At 75.5% G+C, this 16,593-nt stretch carries 9 protein-coding genes and 1 pseudogene; 2 read left to right on the forward strand and 8 right to left on the reverse strand.

The features are described from left to right. Positions 1–32: 32 nt before the first annotated feature. The 4 genes from BMX65_RS30465 to BMX65_RS30480 form a co-directional block, all read right to left on the reverse strand. Positions 33–2,819 (reverse strand): glycosyltransferase, encoded by a 2,787-nt coding sequence (locus BMX65_RS30465; RefSeq protein ID WP_075003579.1) that lies wholly within the window; start codon positions 2,817–2,819, stop codon positions 33–35. Next, on the reverse strand, positions 2,816–3,979 hold the full coding sequence (locus BMX65_RS30470) for a Gfo/Idh/MocA family oxidoreductase (RefSeq protein WP_239502282.1): 1,164 nt from the start codon (positions 3,977–3,979) through the stop codon (positions 2,816–2,818). Before BMX65_RS30470 ends, BMX65_RS30465 begins: the two co-directional genes overlap by 4 nt. Positions 3,980–4,176: 197 nt before the next feature. Next, positions 4,177–5,295 carry a DegT/DnrJ/EryC1/StrS family aminotransferase gene (locus BMX65_RS30475; protein WP_075003581.1) on the reverse strand — a complete coding sequence of 373 codons (1,119 nt, stop codon included), beginning with the start codon at positions 5,293–5,295 and terminating at the stop codon, positions 4,177–4,179. A 408-nt stretch (positions 5,296–5,703) separates the two neighbouring features. Next, positions 5,704–6,357 carry an acyltransferase gene (locus BMX65_RS30480; protein ID WP_075003595.1) on the reverse strand — a complete coding sequence of 218 codons (654 nt, stop codon included), beginning with the start codon at positions 6,355–6,357 and terminating at the stop codon, positions 5,704–5,706. A gap of 475 nt (positions 6,358–6,832) precedes the next feature. Between BMX65_RS30480 and BMX65_RS30485 the strand changes: the two genes are divergently transcribed. Beyond that, the gene (locus tag BMX65_RS30485; protein WP_075003582.1) at positions 6,833–8,773 is read left to right on the forward strand and encodes an arabinofuranosyltransferase AftB family protein; all 1,941 of its coding nucleotides are present in this window, start codon (positions 6,833–6,835) and stop codon (positions 8,771–8,773) included. A gap of 55 nt (positions 8,774–8,828) precedes the next feature. On the opposite strand, the gene BMX65_RS30490 is transcribed toward BMX65_RS30485, so the two are convergent. The 3 genes from BMX65_RS30490 to BMX65_RS30500 form a co-directional block, all read right to left on the reverse strand. Beyond that, the gene (locus BMX65_RS30490; protein WP_075003583.1) at positions 8,829–9,758 is read right to left on the reverse strand and encodes a class I SAM-dependent methyltransferase; all 930 of its coding nucleotides are present in this window, start codon (positions 9,756–9,758) and stop codon (positions 8,829–8,831) included. 134 nt (positions 9,759–9,892) lie between these two features. Further along, positions 9,893–11,410, reverse strand: a complete 1,518-nt coding sequence (locus tag BMX65_RS30495; protein WP_075003584.1) for an acyltransferase family protein — start codon at positions 11,408–11,410, stop codon at positions 9,893–9,895. Further along, the gene (locus tag BMX65_RS30500; RefSeq protein ID WP_075003585.1) at positions 11,410–12,789 is read right to left on the reverse strand and encodes an acyltransferase family protein; all 1,380 of its coding nucleotides are present in this window, start codon (positions 12,787–12,789) and stop codon (positions 11,410–11,412) included. The genes BMX65_RS30495 and BMX65_RS30500 overlap by 1 nt, the downstream gene beginning before the upstream one ends. Positions 12,790–12,970: 181 nt before the next feature. Here BMX65_RS30500 and BMX65_RS30505 point away from each other — a divergent pair, with 181 nt between their 5' ends. Next, the gene (locus BMX65_RS30505; protein WP_075003596.1) at positions 12,971–15,601 is read left to right on the forward strand and encodes a glycosyltransferase; all 2,631 of its coding nucleotides are present in this window, start codon (positions 12,971–12,973) and stop codon (positions 15,599–15,601) included. Here the strand turns inward: BMX65_RS30505 and BMX65_RS30510 are convergent. Continuing rightward, positions 15,559–16,593, reverse strand: a pseudogene (locus tag BMX65_RS30510) (hypothetical protein); the annotation flags it as partial. The gene BMX65_RS30505 and the pseudogene BMX65_RS30510 sit on opposite strands and share 43 nt — an antisense overlap.

The raw sequence follows: 16,593 nt of genomic DNA on the forward strand, positions 1-16,593 counted from the left end.
GTCGCGCGCCGCCGAGGAAGGCGGCGCGGCGCTCAGCGCAGGAAGCCGTCCAGTACGTCCGCCGTGTAGGTGCCGTCGTGGTAGGTGCGGACGTACTCCGCCGACTCCTGCGCGGTGCGCCGGGCGAAGTCCCGGTCCTCCAGCAGCGACTCGACCGCGCCGCGCAGGGTGGCGGGGGTGGCGTTGACGATCGGGGGCCGGATGCCGACCGACCGGTGCAGCCGCTCGTCCAGGAAGGCGATGACGGGCCGGCCCGCGGCCATCCCCTCGCAGGCGAAGGTGCCGTAGGTGCCCACGGCGAACTGGTCGACGACCACGTCCGCGCCCTTGACCAGCTCCTGCACCTCGCTCCAGGGCGCCCCGGTGAGCATCCGGAACTCGATCAGCCCGCGCCGGTCCATCTCCTCCAGCACCGGCACCACCTTCTCGGTGCCCTTCGTCCACCGCTTGGAGGGCGCGTGCACGACCACGGGCCGGGAGCGCTCCATGGCGGGCCGCTCGCTCGCCCAGCTCCCGGTGTCGACCACCAGCGGCGCCCAGCGGGCCCCGGGCAGCTCCTCCAGCAGGTCGGGGGTGGTCACGAACTGGGGCAGTCCGCTCTGCGCCGCCGCCCGCCGGTTGCGGGCGCTCTTCCGCGTCAGGGCCTTGAGGACGGCCTCGTCGGCCGCGTGGAAGAGGGAGTGCTCATAACGGCTCATGTGCCGCTGGGGGTCGCGCACGTCGCTGCCGTGCGCCAGCAGGGCGACCTTGATCCCGGCGGCGGACAGCGAGGGCAGGTCGTCCTGGATGTGGCCGCCGTTGAGCCGGCCCAGCGCCGGGGTGAAGGAGTCGGCCAGGTAGTGCGTGTAGGAGCCCAGCACCCGGTGGGCCCGCTCCAGTTGGAAGCCCAGGTCGCCGGTGCGCTCGCCGATCGCGTAGATGTCGGCCGGATAGATGACGCTCTGGTCGTGGGTGTGCATCACGACCTCGGCCGACAGGTCCTGGCGGCGCTCGCACAGGGCCCGCGCGAATCCGGCGAGCTGACCGGCCGAGTTGGCGCAGCCCAGACCGAGCCGTACCGGGGTGCTGCCCAGCGACCGCCACGCGGACGGCGCCGCGCCGGGCTGCGCCGGTTCCGGGGACGCGGCACGGCCCGAGGCGCCCAGTCCGGGCTGCTCGGTGGCGGACCACGGCACGCCGCGGGGCGCCAGGCGGGCCGCGGCGGCCGGGCCCGCGAGCTGCTCGTAGAGGTCCAGCAGTCCCGCCGACTGCTGCTCCCAGGACAGTTCCCGCAGCAGCGGTCCGGTGATCCGGGCGGCCAGCGTGCTCCGCTTGGCGAGACCGCGCTGCACGGCTGCCACGAAGGAGCGGACGTCCTCGGTGGCGAACACCTCGCCGACGCCGGTGCGTTCGACGAAGTTGCGCAGCGTGCGCACCCCGCTGGTGACCATCGGCAGTCCGGCGTGCAGGTACTCGGCCGCCTTGGTGGGCAGCGAGATCTCGCAGTTGGGCACGTGCCGGAAGCAGACCAGTCCGAGGTCGGCGGAGGAGAGGTAGTCGGGCACCTGCTCCTGCGGCACGTAGGGCACCACGTGCACCCGCTGCCGGACGCCCAGTTCCTCGGCGCGGGCCAGCAGCCCCTGGAGCGTCGCGTTCTCCTTGCCCGCGACCAGCGCCAGATGGGCGTGCGGCAGCTCCGCCAGGCCCTCCACCGCGGTGTCCAGTCCGCGCTCGGGGCCGATCCATCCGGCGTAGACGAGCAGCGGCACGTCGGGGCTCAGTCCGCACACGTCCCGGACGCGGACGCACTCGCCCGCCGTGGCGCTGACGGTCTCGCGGACCGGCGCATTGGCGACGACCAGCGGCTCGGTGGGCAGCGAGTACGCCTCGCGCAGGATGCCGGCCAGTTCCTCGGAGACGGTGACGACCGCGTCGGCCCGGCCGATGAACTCCTCCTCCACCCCGGGGAAGGCGGCGGCGCGCACCGCGTCCGGCCACTCGACGCCGCGGACGTACTCGTGCGCGTCGTACAGCCAGCGGGTGGGCACGCCGCGGGCCCGCAGCCGGGCGGCGCTGCGCGCACCCACGGCGATCATCAGATGGTCGTTGGCGTGGATGACGTCCGGTTCCAGCTCCTCGACGACCGGGCCGAATGCCAGGTCGATGTCGAGCAGTTCGGGCCAGTCGGTGCGCCAGTCGCCGGTGGGCCGCGTCGCACCCGCGACCCGTCGGCACTCCCACCGGTAGGCGCGGCCGCGGCCCCGGTGCGCGTACCGGCGGGCCCGCACCCATCCGCGGAGCGCCTCCCGGGCCAGTTGCCGGGCGAGCGCGGCGGACCGCGGCTCCTGGGGGGCCGGCCGCTCGCGTGCGGGGCCGGCGAGCCAGCCGACGCGTGCCGTCTGCTCGCGCACCCAGGCCGCGTGCGCGGCCCGGGCCCGCACCCAGGCGGCGTCGTCGGGCAGTCCGAACTGGGTGAGCCGGCTGCGCACCCCGGGGCGGCGGCGTTCGGCGGCGACCACGGCCCGCACATGCGCCGAGACCGGCACCTTGATGACGCGGACCGGGCCGAGCACCGACTCCTCGCGCCGCCGGGAGGGGCTGCGCCCCACCAGCGTCACGTCCCAGCCCGCCCGGGCCGCGGCGATCGCGGTCTTCTGCACCCGCGAGTCCCCGGCGATCGTGTTGCCGACGACGACGGCCAGCCGCGGCCGCCCCCGGGGGCGCTCCTCACCCTGCCGCGCGGCGCTCCCGGCCATCCGCCCGGCGGCCGCGTCGGGGGCCTCGGGGGCGTTGCTGCCGCGCGCCGTCCGGCGCCGGATGCTGCGGTGCGTGTGCCTCATGCCGTGTGCTCCGCGTTGATGGGGGCCGTCGGATCGTGCGGGATCGTCGGATCGTGGAGGACCACCGGGTCGTGGACGGCCGCGTCGTGGGGTGCCGGTCCGCCCGGGTCCGGCGCCGCGGTGGCCGTTCCGACGGGAGAGGCCACCACGAGGGGGTCGAGGGGCCCGGCCGCGTCTCCCCCGGCCGGGGGCGCGCCGCCCCGTACCCGGCCTGCCTCGCGCGCCGACTGCAGCACGGCCGCCGACACCTCCACCGTCCGCAGCCCGTCGCGGGCCGTGACGATGCCGCTGCCCTCACCGGTGCCCTCGCGCACCGCGTCGCGGAACCGCTCGTGCTCGACGAGCAGCGGCTCGCGCTTGGGGAACGCGTAGCGGACCGCGTCGCCCTCGGCCACCCCGCGGAAGGCGCGCAGGGCCTCCCACTCGGTGGCCACCGCGCCGTTGGCGTGGAACGTCAGATCGGCGGTGAGGGTGTCCGCGACGAAGCAGCCCCGCTCGCCCGTGACGGCGGTGAAGCGCTCCTTGAGCGGGCTGAGCCAGTTCACCAGGTGGCTGACCATGGTGCCGCCGGTCAGCGAGCCGACGACGGCGACCATGTCCTCGTGCTCGCGGCCGCTCTTGGAGACGGTGCGGGCCGAGAGCGAGGCGTAGCCCTGCCCGGTGATCCAGCTCGTCAGATCGATGTCGTGGGTGGCCAGGTCCTTGACCACGCCCACGTCGGCGATGCGGTGCGGGAAGGGCCCCTGCCGCCGGGTGACGACCTGGAAGAGGTCCCCCAGCTCCCCTGCCTCCAGGCGGGTGCGCAGTTGCTGGAGCGCGGGGTTGAACCGTTCCACGTGCCCCACCCCGGCGACCAGGCCGCGCTCCTCGAAGGCGTGCACCAGCCGCCGTGCGGCCTCCGGCGTGTGCGCCAGCGGCTTCTCCAGCAGCGCGCACACGTCGTGCGCGGCGAGTTGCAGGCCGACCTCCTCGTGCAGCGCGGTCGGGCAGGCGACGACCGCGTAGTCGACGCCCAGCGCCAGCAGGTCGGCCACTTCGCGCAGCACCGGCACGCCGGGCGGCAGGGGCCCGCCGGTGTGCGGGGCTCCGGCCGGGTCGACGACGCCGACGAACTCCACGCCGTCCAGCGCGGAGAGGATCCGCGCGTGGTTGCGGCCCATCACACCCAGTCCGACGAGTCCGGCGCGCAGCCGCCGCCGGGGACCGCACCCGGTGTGCTGCTCCTCGGGCGCGGCAGCGGCGGCCGCCCCAGGGCCTGACCCGGTGTGGGACGCGCGGGCCGTCCTGGGCTCGTTGGCCGCGGGTGCCACGGGTGCGGCGGCCGCGGTCGGCGCCGCCGAGGCCGCCCTCGCCGCCGTCACCGGGTCACTCCGGCCCGGCACGCCGCGCTGTCCGCTGCGGCCACGATCCGTTCCAGATCCTCGGGTGTGAGTGCGGGGTGCACGGGCAGCGAGAGCACCTCGGCGGCGGCCTGGTCGGTGACCGGGAGGTCGGCGCCCAGGTGCGCGTACGGCTTCAGCCGGTGGATGGGCGTCGGATAGTAGACGGCGCACCCCACGCCCGCGGCCTGCAGCTCGCGCTGGACGGCGTCCCGTACGGCGGAGCCGCCCGGTACCCGGACCGTGTACTGGTGGAAGACGTGCCGGGCGCCGTCGGCGACCTGCGGGGTGACCAGTCCGCCGGCCAGGCCCGCGTCGAGCGCCTTGGCGTTGGTGCGTCGCTGCTCGGTCCACTCCGGCAGCCGTTCGAGCTGCACCCGCCCGATGGCCGCCGCCACGTCGGTCATCCGCATGTTGGCACCGACGATCTCGTTCTCGTACCGCTGCTCCATGCCCTGGTTGCGCAGCAGCCGCAGGGTGCGGGCCCGCTCCGCGTCCGGGACGACGACCATGCCGCCCTCCAGGGCGTGCATGTTCTTCGTCGGGTAGAAGCTGAAGCAGGCCGCGTCCCCGAAGGCGCCCACCGGCCGCCCGTGCAGCGCGGCGGCGTGCGCCTGGCAGGCGTCCTCGACGACGGCCAGCCCGTGCCGCTGCGCGAGCTGGGTGAGGCGCCCCATGGGTGCCGGATGGCCGTACAGGTGCACCGGCAGCAGTGCGGCGGTACGCGGACCGACGGCGTCCGCGGCGGCGTCCGGGTCCAGGCAGAAGGTCTCCGGGTCGATCTCCGCGAAGACGGGTTCGGCACCGGCGAGCCGTACCGCGTTCGCCGTGGCGGCGAACGAGAACGAGGGGACGACGACCTCGTCGCCCTGCCCGATGCCGAGCGCGAGCAGCGCCAGATGGAGCGCCGAGGTGCCCGAGTTCACGGCGACGCACGGACGGCCCTCGACCAGCGACCCGAACTCTTCTTCGAACGCCGCCACTTCGGGGCCCTGGACCACGCGGCCGTCCCGCAGGACCCGCACGGCGGCGGCGACCTCGTCGTCCCCGAGTACGGGTTTGGCGGCCGGAATCGTGGGCTTGGCAGCCGGAATCATGTCTTTTCGCAGCCCTTGCATGCGGATGTGCCCTCCGGTTCCCCCGGCAGATTCGCCCTATGTGGACCCGCATCCGGCCACCCTCTTGCATGATTTGCGTACAAATCACTCGTATTGCCTACACCCGCACCCCGGACGAGGGCGCGGCGGCGCCGTCCGCGTGCCCTCCGTCACGGAACGGACCCCCGGTCCCCCGTCATCGGCGCCGACTCCGTGAGCGGCGCCGACTCCGTGAGCGGACCGGCGCCGTCCGGAGCCCGGCTCCTCACAGGGCCCCGCCCGGCTCCTCACGGGGCACCCCGCCCGGTGCCGCTCGCGGCGCGGACCACCCGGCCCTCGCCTCGGGCCGGTCCGGACCTGCCCGGACCTGCCCCGGTTCCCGTCACAGCGCGGACAGCCCGGCCCCCGTCACGAGCGGCCCCGCACCCCCGCCCCGTGTTCCACGGGCCGCACCTCGCGGAGCCCGGGGCCGGACCCGGCCGCCCCGGCGGCGTCCTCCTCGGTCTGCTCCCGGTACCGCTCGCCCGTGCTGGGGCACTCCCACTCCCCCGGCCGCTCCGGCACCGGACGCAGCCGCACCCCGGCCCGGCCCACCCAGCCGATGCGGCGCGCCGGAACGCCCGCGACGAGGCCGAAGTCGGGAACGTCGGCTGTCACCACGGCACCCGCCGCCACCATCGCCCAGCGGCCGATCCGCACCGGCGCCACGCACACGGCACGCGCGCCGAGGGAGGCGCCGTCGGCGACCGTGACCCCCACCGCCTCCCAGTCGCCCGCCCGCTTGAGCGCACCGTCCGGCTCCACCGCGCGCGGGGCGCGGTCGTTGGTGAGGACCACGGCCGGTCCGACGAAGACGCCGTCGCCCAGGACGGCGGGCTCGTAGACCAGGGCGTGGTTCTGCAGCTTGCAGCGGTCGCCGATCCGGACCCCCGCACCGACGTAGGCACCCCGCCCGACCACGCACTCCGTGCCGAGTTCCGCACCCTCGCGCACCTGCGCGAGCTCCCACACGGTGCTGCCGTCCCCGACGGCGGCCCGCTCGGAGACCTGCGCGCCCGGCAGTGCGCGGAAGCCCCCCGCGCGCGTGTGGTGCGGCGGGCGGAAGGACGAGGCCGGTCCGGGGGCGGCGGCCGGATTCGGAGTCACCGGATCGGGAGAGGCCGGGTCGGGGGTGGGCTCGGCAGTGGGCATGACGGCTCGCTCTCTGTGCGGGGCAGTACGGGCGGAACTCCACAACGGACACAACGGATGCAACGAACACGACAGACACAGCAATCACGGCAGGCACAGCGGACGTGCCGGAGCCGGCAGTCCGGGGCCGCTTCGGCGGGCCGGAGACCGCTCCAGCCCGGTCCGGCCCGGCGAACCGGTCCGAGGCCGAATATGGCCGCGGCACGCGGCATGTCCGGCGACCGGCGCGCGCGGGCCACCCGGACTCCGCCGCTTCCCGCGGCGCCCCTCCGCCGACCGGGTGAGCGGCAACCCGGCGGCGCGCCGCACCCACGGGGCCCGGCGGACCCGGGGAGAGGCTGGCGGTATGTCCCGCTCCGACGAGATCCCCGTCCCCCAACCGGCGCAGGGACCACGGGCCTTCGGTCTGCCCGGCACACTGGTCCAGCGCTGGAACGCGCTCGCCGTCCTCGCCTGCGGCGCGACCGTCCTCGTCCTGGGGTACCGGCACCGCTGGACCAACGACGACGCGCTGATCTACACCCGCACCGTGCGGCAGATCCTGGCGGGCAACGGCCCGGTCTACAACGCCGGCGAGCGCGCGGAGACCTCCACCGGGACGCTCTGGCAGTGGCTGCTCGCCGCCGGGAGCAGCGTCCCCGGGGTGGACGACCCGCTGCGGCTCGCGGTCGCCCTGGGGCTGCTGTGCACCGTGGCGGGCTTCCTGCTGGCGCTGGACGGCACCCGCCGGATGATCCGCCTGCACCGGCCTGCGGGCGCGCTGCTGCCCGTCGGCGTGCTGGTGCTGCTCCCGCTCTGCGCCACCTGGGACTACGCGACCTCCGGGCTGGAGAGCGGGCTGTCCTTCGGCTATCTGGGCGGCTGCTGGTGGCTGCTGGTCCGGGCCCGCTCGGAACCGGAACGGGACCCGGCCCCGGATCCGGAACGGGACCGGGGCCGGGAGTCGCCCGCGCCCCGCGGGCTGCGGCACGCACTCACCGCACCCGGACGGGCGCTGCCCGCCACCGCGTTCGTGTTCGGCCTGGGCCCGCTGGTGCGGCCGGATCTCGTGCTGGTCGGTGCGGTGTTCCTGGTCGCGCTGTGGGTGGTGCGGCGCCCCCGGCCGCGCACCGCGCTCGCCTGGACCTGCGCGGCGGTCGCGCTGCCCGGCGGCTACGAACTCTTCCGCGCCGGGTACTACGGCGTACTCGTCCCGCTCCCGGCCATCGCCAAGGAAGCCTCCGGAAGCCAGTGGGGTTACGGCTGGTACTACCTGCGCAACACCCTGGACCCGTACCTGCTGTGGGTGCCGCTCGGGCTCCTCGCCGCGTACGGAGTGCTCCACCTGGTCCGGGTCCGGCGCGGAAGCAGAAACGGAAGCAGAAACGGCAGCGGCAGCGGCAGCGGCAGCGGCAGCACAGGCGAAAGCGGCAGCAGCAGCGGCTGTGCGCCGGAAGCGGCGCGCGGGGCGGACGCCGCGCTCGTGGCGGCGCCCGTCGTGGCGGGGCTGCTCTCGGCGCTCTTCGTGGTGAAGGTCGGCGGCGACTTCATGCACGGCCGGATGGTGCTGCCCGCCCTCTTCCTGCTCCTGCTGCCCGTCCTCCTGCTGCCGTTCGGACGTGCGGCGGCCCTGCTGACCGCAGCGGTGACGGGCTGGGGCCTGGTCTGCCTCGTCGCACTCCGCCCGCCGCTGGGCAGCCTGGAGGACGAGCGGATCGTCTTCGACTCGCACAGCGTCTACCAGCAGGCCCTGGGCGCGCACCATCCGGTGAGCCAGTACGACCACACCGCGGCGCCGCGGGACTTCACCCTGGTCGCCCGGCACGCCTTGCGCGAGGGCGGGCACACACTGGTGCTCCGGCTGCCCCGCGACTCCGGGTTCCCGCTGGTGCCGCTGGCGCCGCGGGTGCGGGCGCCGGTCGCGGGCGCGGAGGCGCGACTGGGGCTGGCCGGGGCCGTCCTCCCGCTGGACGGCCGGGTCGTGGACATCCTCGGCCTGGGCAACCCGCTGGGCGCCCACACCGAGCCCGTCTCGCACCGCAAGGCGGGGCACGAGAAGCCGCTGGACCGCGCCTGGATCCTCGCCGACCTGACCGCGCCGGGCGCACCGGTGCCCCGGGGCGTCGACCCGCGCCGGGTACGGGCCGCCCGGCACGCGCTGACCTGCGGCCCGCTGCCCGACCTCCTCGACTCGACCCGGGCGCCGCTGACCCCCGGCCGCTTCTGGAGCAATCTGCGGGGCTCCTGGTCCCGCACCGCCCTGCGCATCCCGCCGGACCCGCTGGTGGCCGAACGCCGGCTGTGCTGAGCGCACCGAGTCCGCCGAGCCGGTCGCAGCGGGCGAGCCGGTCGCGGCGGGCGGGTCAGCGGCGGGCCCGGCGCACGGCGCGGGTCATCATCGGGGGCAGCAGGTCGACGGCGAGCCGCCGGACGGCGGCCGCGCGGAGTGCGGGCCTGCGGGCGGTACCGGACTCGGCATGCCGCGAGACGGGCAGCACCGGCGGGTCTGCCTTGCGGGCCCCCACCAGCAGCAGCCGCCGTCCCGCGACCTCCTGCCACTGCAGCCAGCACTTGCCGCGGGCTCGCAGGTCGGCGTGGAGCGCGTCCTGCCAGGGCTCCGGGTCTCCCCAGGTGCCGTAGAACTTGTGGCCGGACACGCAGATCGGCCGCAAACCGTCCTCCAGCACGGCCTGCCAGGTGGCGCAGGCGACACCGGGCGTGTGATCGGAGCGGTAGTCGTCCAGGACGACGAGCCCGGCCGGACCGAGGGCGTCCCGCGCGGCGGCGATGTCCCCGCGCACATGCGCGTACAGATGTGAGGCGTCCACGTGGACGAAGCGGCAACTGCCGTCCGCGACCTCGCCGGGCACCGCTGTCGTCGGCGCCTGCAGGATCCGCGGCAGCGCGTCGTGGAAGGCGAGGTAGTTGGCCTCGAAGGCGCGCCGGGTCAGTGTGGCGTAGGAGCGCCGCAGCTCGCGCCCGTTGGCGTCGTCGGGCGCGGCCTCGGAGTCGAAGAGGTCGCAGACGGTGAAGCGTTCGTCCGGACCGTTCAGGTAGCCGCCCGTCAGAACGGCGCTCTTGCCCAGATAGGCACCCATCTCCAGCAGGTCGCCGCGGTGCCGGAGCTCGCGCTGCCGGGTCAGGAACCAGTCGAAGAGGATCAGGTCCGTGCGGTAGAACCAGCCGGGTACCTCCTCGAAGGTCCGGGGCCGGGGCGGTTCCGGACCGTCAGCGGCAGCATCAGCGGCAGCGGCGTCGGGCAGAGCCCGGCCGGACGAGGCGGTGGTCGTCATGGGAGGCGCTCTCCTCGGTAAGGGTGCGTACGGGCGTCCCTGAGACCTGTACCGCCCGCCGGGGCGGGCCGGAGCCCGCCGCGCCGGGTGTCGGCAGAGCTTCGGCGAGCCGCAGCGCCGCGGCCACCCGGGGTTCAGCCGCCGTTCGCGACCCGGCCCGGTACCCGGGCCCCGCCCGCGTGGGGTTCCGCGGCCCGGCCGCTTCCCTGCTGCGGGGCCCGCACCCGGGGGAGCCGCCCGTCGGACGCGGCGTCGCCCGGTTCGGCCGCGGCCCTCCCGTGCAGCCATCCGGGCAACGACGGTTCCACCAGCGGCCAGAGCACCTGCCGCACATGCGGCAGCCCCAGCAGCATGGTGAGCCCCACGGCCAGCACCGTCGTCCCCACCACCGCCAGCAGGCCGCCGGTGACCACCACCTGGTAGCCGCCGGTCTGCCGCACGGCCTCGACGACGAGCCCGTGCAGCAGGAAGGGGTAGAGCGCACAGGCACCCAGCACGGTGTAGCCGGTGCGGCGCGCGGGGACCAGCGCGAGGAACGCGGCCACGAGCACGCCGCCGAGCGCGAACAGCGCGAGCCGCACCCCCACGTACGGCAGCGGACGCAGGCCCAGTTCGTGGGCGCCCGCCTCCATCAGCAGCCAGCCGCGGCTCACCCGGGGCACCGCCCACCAGGCGCCCACCGCCGCGGCGGCCAGCACCGGCAGCGCCCACCTGCGCGCGGCACGGTTCCGCAGCGGGCGCAGCCGGTCGGCGCGCAGCCGCAGCCCCAGGACGAACCACGGCCAGTACATCAGCAGTTGGGACAGGGCCAGTTCGTCTCCCAGGTCGGTGAACCCGGCGGCGACCGACAGCAGCGCGGCGAAGGCCACCGGCCAGCGGACGGCCCGCCACAGGGGCGCCGTCAGCCGCCAGACGAACAGCGCCAGCAGGAACCAGCACGCGAAGGACGGCCGGGTCGGGGTGACGGCGAAGGGCTGCTCCCAGAAGAGGGTGCGCATTCCCGCGAAGGCCGCCTCGAAGACGAGGTAGGGGACCAGCAGATGGGTCAGCAGCCTGCGCATCTGGTCGGGCCGCCCGGTGAAGTTCCGCGACAGGTGGCCGCACACCAGCGCGAGGGCGGGCAGGTGGAAGGAGTACACCAGCAGCGAGGCGGCCTCGACGCCGCGCATGGCGTCGGCGACGGGTGCCCAGTTGTGCTCCAGGACGACGAGGAGGACCAGCAGGAACCGCGCGTTGTCGAGGAACGGGTCGCGTCCGCTCTGCCGCCCTGCCGCGGAGGCGCCGAGGGCCCGCCGGTGAAGTCCTCGGTCCGGTCTCCGGTGGGGCCCTCGGGCCGGTCTCTCCGCGCCGCCGAGGTCGTCTTCGCGCACCCCTCGGGCCTCGTCCGCCGCGCCGGGCTCCCCGGGCCGCCGGATGCCGGAGGAGGGCGGCGCCGGGGCGGGCCCGGGCAGCCCGGAGGCGGGCCCGGGCGGGCCGGGGAGAGCGCCGCCGCCGGAGCCGTCCGGCCCGGCGCAGGAGCCCAGGGCCGAGACCGTGGGCGCGTACCGCGCTGCGGCGTCGCCGTCCGGCGGCCCGGTCCGCGGCGGGGCCGCGGCGCCGGGTGCCGTGCGCGACGGAGTCACGAAGGTGTCGGTGAAAGGGTCCCAGGCCATCACGCCGTCCTTGGCTCACTCGTTCCGGGCGAGCGTCCCCGGCGCCGCGGCCGGGTGAGGCCCGGCACCGGTGGCTCGATGAGGGGCCGCGCGAGCCGCCGTACGGGCGCGGTCGACAGCAGTACGGCGACGGCGGCTCCGCAGACCGTCAGCAAACCGGCACCCAGCGGGCCCAGCGGGCGCAGCGGCGCGTCCCAGCCGTAGCCGTGCGCGGCGGTGGTCAGCAGTCCGTGCAGCAGGTACGGGTACAGCGTCACGGCGCCGAACGCGGTGATCCACCGGGTGCGCCGGGGCACCACCGCGAGGAAGGCGCCGGTCATCAGAGCCGTCACCGCGAACAGTGCGAGCCGCACGAGCAGGTAGGGCAGGGTGGTCGCGCCCAGTTCGGCCTGGCCGTAGCTCATCCACAGCCAGTGCACATCGGTGCCCGGTGCGAGGGCGTACGCCGCGGCGCCGCCGGCCGCGAGCACCAGCGGGGCGCACCACCGCAGCGGGACGCTGGTCCGCAGCCGGGCGAAGTGGGCGGGCCGCAGAGCCAGTCCGAGGACGAACCACGGCAGGAACATCAGCACCCTGGGCAGCGCCAGGTCGTCCCCGAGCGTGGAGGTGCCGGCCGCGAGCGAGACGAGCACGGCGACCGGCAGCGGCCAGGGGATCACCCGCCACAGGGGGACCGTCAGCCGCCAGACGAAGAGTGCGGCCAGGAACCAGCACACGAACGTGGGCTCGGTCAGGGTCAGCCGGAACGGCTTCCCCCAGGCGGCGGTCTCCACCGCGGTGTAGAGCACCTCGAAGACGAGGTACGGCACCAGGACCCCGGCCACCAGCTTGCGCAGTTGCGCGGGCCGTCCGGTGAAGCCGCGGGAGAAGTAGCCGCTCAGCAGGATGAAGGCGGGCATGTGGAAGGCGGAGATCCACAGATAGCCGGCCTTGACGGTGCGGGAGCCCTCGACGAGCCCCATCGGCCAGGTGTGGCCGATCACGACGAGCACGATGAGCAGGAACTTCGCGTTGTCGAGGAACGGGTCCCGCGCGGGGCGCCCCGTGCCGTCGGTCGCGCCCCCGGCGCTGCTGTCGGTCGCGTCGTCGGTCGCGCTGGGGGCCGCACCGGCAGGTGTCCCGAAGGCGACTGCAGCCCCAGGGTCGACCGCTGCCTCCGAACCGGCCACCGCCCCAGGACCGAAGGGCGCCGCGGAGGCGACCGGCGCCTCGGAAGGCGCCCGCGCCCCGCGGTCGGTCCGCGCCCCGGAAGCGGCCGCCGCCGGGGCGGCCCCCGCGCCCCCCTCGGCGTCCGCGCCGTCCGCGGGCACGCCGGAACCGGCGGGCGGGCCGCCGTCGGTGCCGCCCGGTCCGGCTGGGTCGATGATCTTCGAGGCCATTGATCAGACAGTAGGCGCGGCGGCTGCCCATCCGGGCGCGGCATGCCGCCGCGAGGGCCGAACGAGGGACATACGAGTGTTACGAGCGCATCCCCTCCCTTTTCACACCTCAAATAGGCGGTGGAAATCATCTGTTTTCGAGCATGTGGACATGCGCAGCACGGAGAAGGGGAAGCCGCGGATGAAGATCGTGTTCCTGCTGGACAACGCCTACGGAATCGGCGGGACGATCAGGTCGACGGTGAACCTCTCCGGAGCGCTTGCCGATCGGCACCAGGTGGAGGTCGTCAGCCTCCGCCGGTCGCGCCAGGAACCCGCACTCGCCTTCGACCCCCGCGTCACCCTCACCTCCCTCATCGACCTGCGCCGCTCCTCCCCCGGCTACGACGGGGACCACCCGGACTACCGGCGGCCCAGCGAACGCTTCATCGAGGGCCGCGACCACGTCGAGCGCGGCATCGCCACCCGGCTGGGCGACCTGCGGGTGAGGGAGGTGCTGGAGCGGTTGGACGCGGACGTCGTCATCGGGACCCGGCCGAAGATCAACGACTACCTCGCCGCCTACGGCACCGACCGCTACCTGCGCATCGGGCAGGAACATCTCACCCACGCGATGCACAGCGACCACATCCGCAGCCACCAGGACGCCGCCCTGGCCCACCTGGACGCCTTCGTCACGGTCTCCTACGCGGACGCAGCGGACTACCGCGCCGCCCTGCCCGAGGTGCGGGCCGAGATCACCTGCGTGCCCAACGCGGTACCCGCCTCGCAGGTCGAGCCCTCCGACGGAGCGGCCAAGCTCATCGTCGCCGCGGGCCGCCTCATCAAGGTCAAGCGGTACGACCGGCTGCTGCGCGCCTTCGCACTGGTCGCCGGCGTCCACCCCGACTGGTCGCTGCGGCTGTACGGGCGCGGCCCGCAGCAGGACGCGCTGCGGGCCACCCTGAACGACCTCCGCCTCCACGACCGCGCGTTCCTGATGGGCGTCCACTCCCCCATCGAGACGGAGTGGGCGAAGGGCTCCGTCGCGGCCGTCTCCTCCGACGCCGAGTCCTTCGGCATGACCCTGGTGGAGGCCATGCACTGCGGCGTCCCGGTCGTCAGCACCGACTGCCCGTACGGACCGGGAGAGATCATCACCAACGGCGAGGACGGGCTGCTCGCCCCGCTGGGCGGCAGCGAGGAGACGACCGTACGCGGCTACGCCGACGCCCTGCTCCACCTGATCGAGGACCCGGACCTCCGCTCCCGGATGGCCGGCGCGGCCCGGGAGAAGGCCGCCCGCTACTGCCCCCAGCGGGTGGCGGGCGAGTACGAGGCCCTGATGACCCGGCTGCTGGCGGGCCGTCCCGGCGCGGGCGCCGCCCCCGGCCGCGCCGTACCGGAAGCCGCACCGCCGAGCGGCGGCCCCGGACGGGCGACCGGACCGGCGGGGGCAACCGGATCCGGACAGCCGAAGAGATCCGCCCAGGCGGACGGGCACGCACAGCCGGCCGGACCCGCGCAGTCGACCGGGCCCGTCCAGGCGGCCGGACCCGTCCAGTCGGCCGGACCCGTCCAATCGGCCGGATCCACACAGCGTGCCGGCTCCACGCAGTCGGCGGAAGACGCGCGGACCGGGTCGGGAACACCGCGCGAGCCTGCCGCCCGGCAGTCCGCATCCGCGGCATCCGCCCCCCGCGCGGGCCGCCGGGTGCGGGTCGCACGGACCGCCCGCCGTCTCGTGCCGCGGGCGCTCGTCCCCGCGCTGCGCCCCGTGGCCCGCGCCCTGCGGGTGGGCGGAGGCGCACCGGGCGGCACCCCCAAGGGAATGCGGCGCCCGGTCGCCCGGGCGCGGGCCGAGCGGGACGGGGCGCTGCTGGTGCGGCTCCGGGCCGACACGCTCCCCAAGGGCGCGGCGGTACTGTCCCTGCACCCCCGGCACCGGGACGACTCCGCACCGGTCCGCCTCCCGCTGCCGTCCCGCGACCGGGCGGACGCGGACGGCTGGGTCACCCTCCGGCTGGAGCGCTCCGGAACGGATCTGTACGAGGCCCGGTGGGACGCCTACGTGGAGCGCACCTCCGACGGCGCTGCCAAGCGGGTCAAAGCCCTCCTCGTGGAGACGGCGCACCTGCTCTCCACGCCGCCGCCGCTCGCCGGCGACGGCACCCTGAATCCGCGGATCCCCTATGTCACCGGCGACGGCTACCTCGCCGTGCGGGCCTGGTCCCGCACCCGGCACGCGGAGGTCACCTCGATCGAGCTGGGCGAACATGGCTATACCCTCACGGCGCGGCTGTACGGGCGGGGCACGCGCCCGGCGCTGTCCCGGCGCACCGAGGAACTGTCCGGCGGGCCGGTGCTGGCGGCGGTGCCGCGCGACAACCCGCGCCAGGCGTTCGAGTTCCCCGGACGGTGGAGCGGCGACAACGCGGAGGGCACGGACCACCCGGACACCGTGCGGATGGAGCTGCCCTTCGAGCTCCCCGCCGCGTTCGCCGACGGCGCCCCGGAGGGCGTGTGGGACCTGTGGCTGCGCCCCGGCCTCGGCCCGGAGAGGATGCGCCTGGGGCGGCTGCTGGGCGACCTGCCGGACCGCAAGAAGACCGATGTCGTCCCGCCCACCCGGCTCGGCGACAGCGGCCAGGCCGTCCAGCTCTACTTCTCGCTCAACAACAACCTGGTCCTCGCCCTGCGCTCCCTCGCCCCGCACCCGGCGGACCAGATGCGGCAGGCCGGGGCCGAACAGGCCCCCCGGGGCGGCGCGGCGGCGGACGCCGCGAGCCGTCAGGGCCGGCCGTCCTCGCCGAGCACCCCGACCCGCGCCTGATCCGGCCCGGACGCGGCCGCGTCCGGGCCGTCCTCCCGCAGGTGCCGGGCGCGGACCTCGGCCTCCCGCGCCAGGGCCTGCACGGCCTTGTCGAAGCGGACCAGCGAGGGGGGCTCGGCCGGGCCGAGCAGCCGCACCTTCAGCGCGGCGCGGGCCGGGGCGAGCGCGTCCTCCTCCGGATGCCGCACGGTCCGCAGCAGTCCGGGAACCCCCGCGCCGTCCGGGCCCAGCACGGTCGCCGCGCGCACGGTGGGGAAGGCGCGGCGGAAGCCGTCCTCGGTCATCCCGCTGGTGTTGGCGACCGCGTACGGCTTCTCGCTGGTGAGGTAGTCCGAGACCACCGAGGAGACGTCCGAGACGAGCACGTCGGCCTCGTTGAAACAGCTGAACAGCCCCGGCCGCGGGCCGTCGACGACCTGGTGCTGCCCGGCGGGCCGCGCCGCCCAGTACGCCTCCTCCCACCTGCGCAGAGCCTCGGCCGTCTGCTGGGCACGGCCCGGCGCGGGCGCCTGCTGGTGCAGCATCCGCTCCACCTCGTCCGCGTGCTGCCGCAGGTCGGCGCGGGTCAGCTCCTCCAGCGCACGGGTCGCCTCCTCCAGCGCGGCGACCGCCTCCGGATCCGGCTGCGCACGCCCGGCGCCCGCGCGGTGGACCAGCGCGCGGATGCGCCGGTCCGCTGCGCCGGCGCGCGGGTCGATCGAACCGGTCATCGGGTGCGGTTTGTACAGCAGCCGCACCCTCGGGTCGGCCAGCAGCGCCCGGACGATGTTCTCCCCCGCCGTGAGCACCGAGGTGTTGCCCGGATCGTCGGTGAACCCCTCCCAGGTGGGCGCGTAGAGCACGGTCAGCAGACCGTCTCCGCCACCTGCCGCGCGGGCACCGGCGTGCCGGATGGGAGCGAGTTGGGGGCGGCCGACTTCGACGACGTCTTTGTCGTCCACGCCGACCTCGGCGAGCCGGTAGCGCTCGCGGGCGGCCTCTCCGGCGACCCA

The organism is Streptomyces qinglanensis (assembly GCF_900111245.1).
In the GTDB taxonomy this organism is placed as follows: domain Bacteria; phylum Actinomycetota; class Actinomycetes; order Streptomycetales; family Streptomycetaceae; genus Streptomyces; species Streptomyces qinglanensis.

Bases quoted from the DNA above. Each gene is read 5' to 3' on its own strand.
- BMX65_RS30465 (WP_075003579.1), bottom strand. From the start codon at position 2,819: ATGAGGCACACGCACCGCAGCATCCGGCGCCGGACGGCGCGCGGCAGC.
- BMX65_RS30470 (WP_239502282.1), bottom strand. From the start codon at position 3,979: ATGGGCCGCAACCACGCGCGGATCCTCTCCGCGCTGGACGGCGTGGAG.
- BMX65_RS30475 (WP_075003581.1), bottom strand. From the start codon at position 5,295: ATGATTCCGGCTGCCAAGCCCACGATTCCGGCCGCCAAACCCGTACTC.
- BMX65_RS30485 (WP_075003582.1), top strand. From the start codon at position 6,833: ATGTCCCGCTCCGACGAGATCCCCGTCCCCCAACCGGCGCAGGGACCA.
- BMX65_RS30490 (WP_075003583.1), bottom strand. From the start codon at position 9,758: ATGACGACCACCGCCTCGTCCGGCCGGGCTCTGCCCGACGCCGCTGCC.
- BMX65_RS30495 (WP_075003584.1), bottom strand. From the start codon at position 11,410: ATGGCCTGGGACCCTTTCACCGACACCTTCGTGACTCCGTCGCGCACG.
- BMX65_RS30500 (WP_075003585.1), bottom strand. From the start codon at position 12,789: ATGGCCTCGAAGATCATCGACCCAGCCGGACCGGGCGGCACCGACGGC.
- BMX65_RS30505 (WP_075003596.1), top strand. From the start codon at position 12,971: ATGAAGATCGTGTTCCTGCTGGACAACGCCTACGGAATCGGCGGGACG.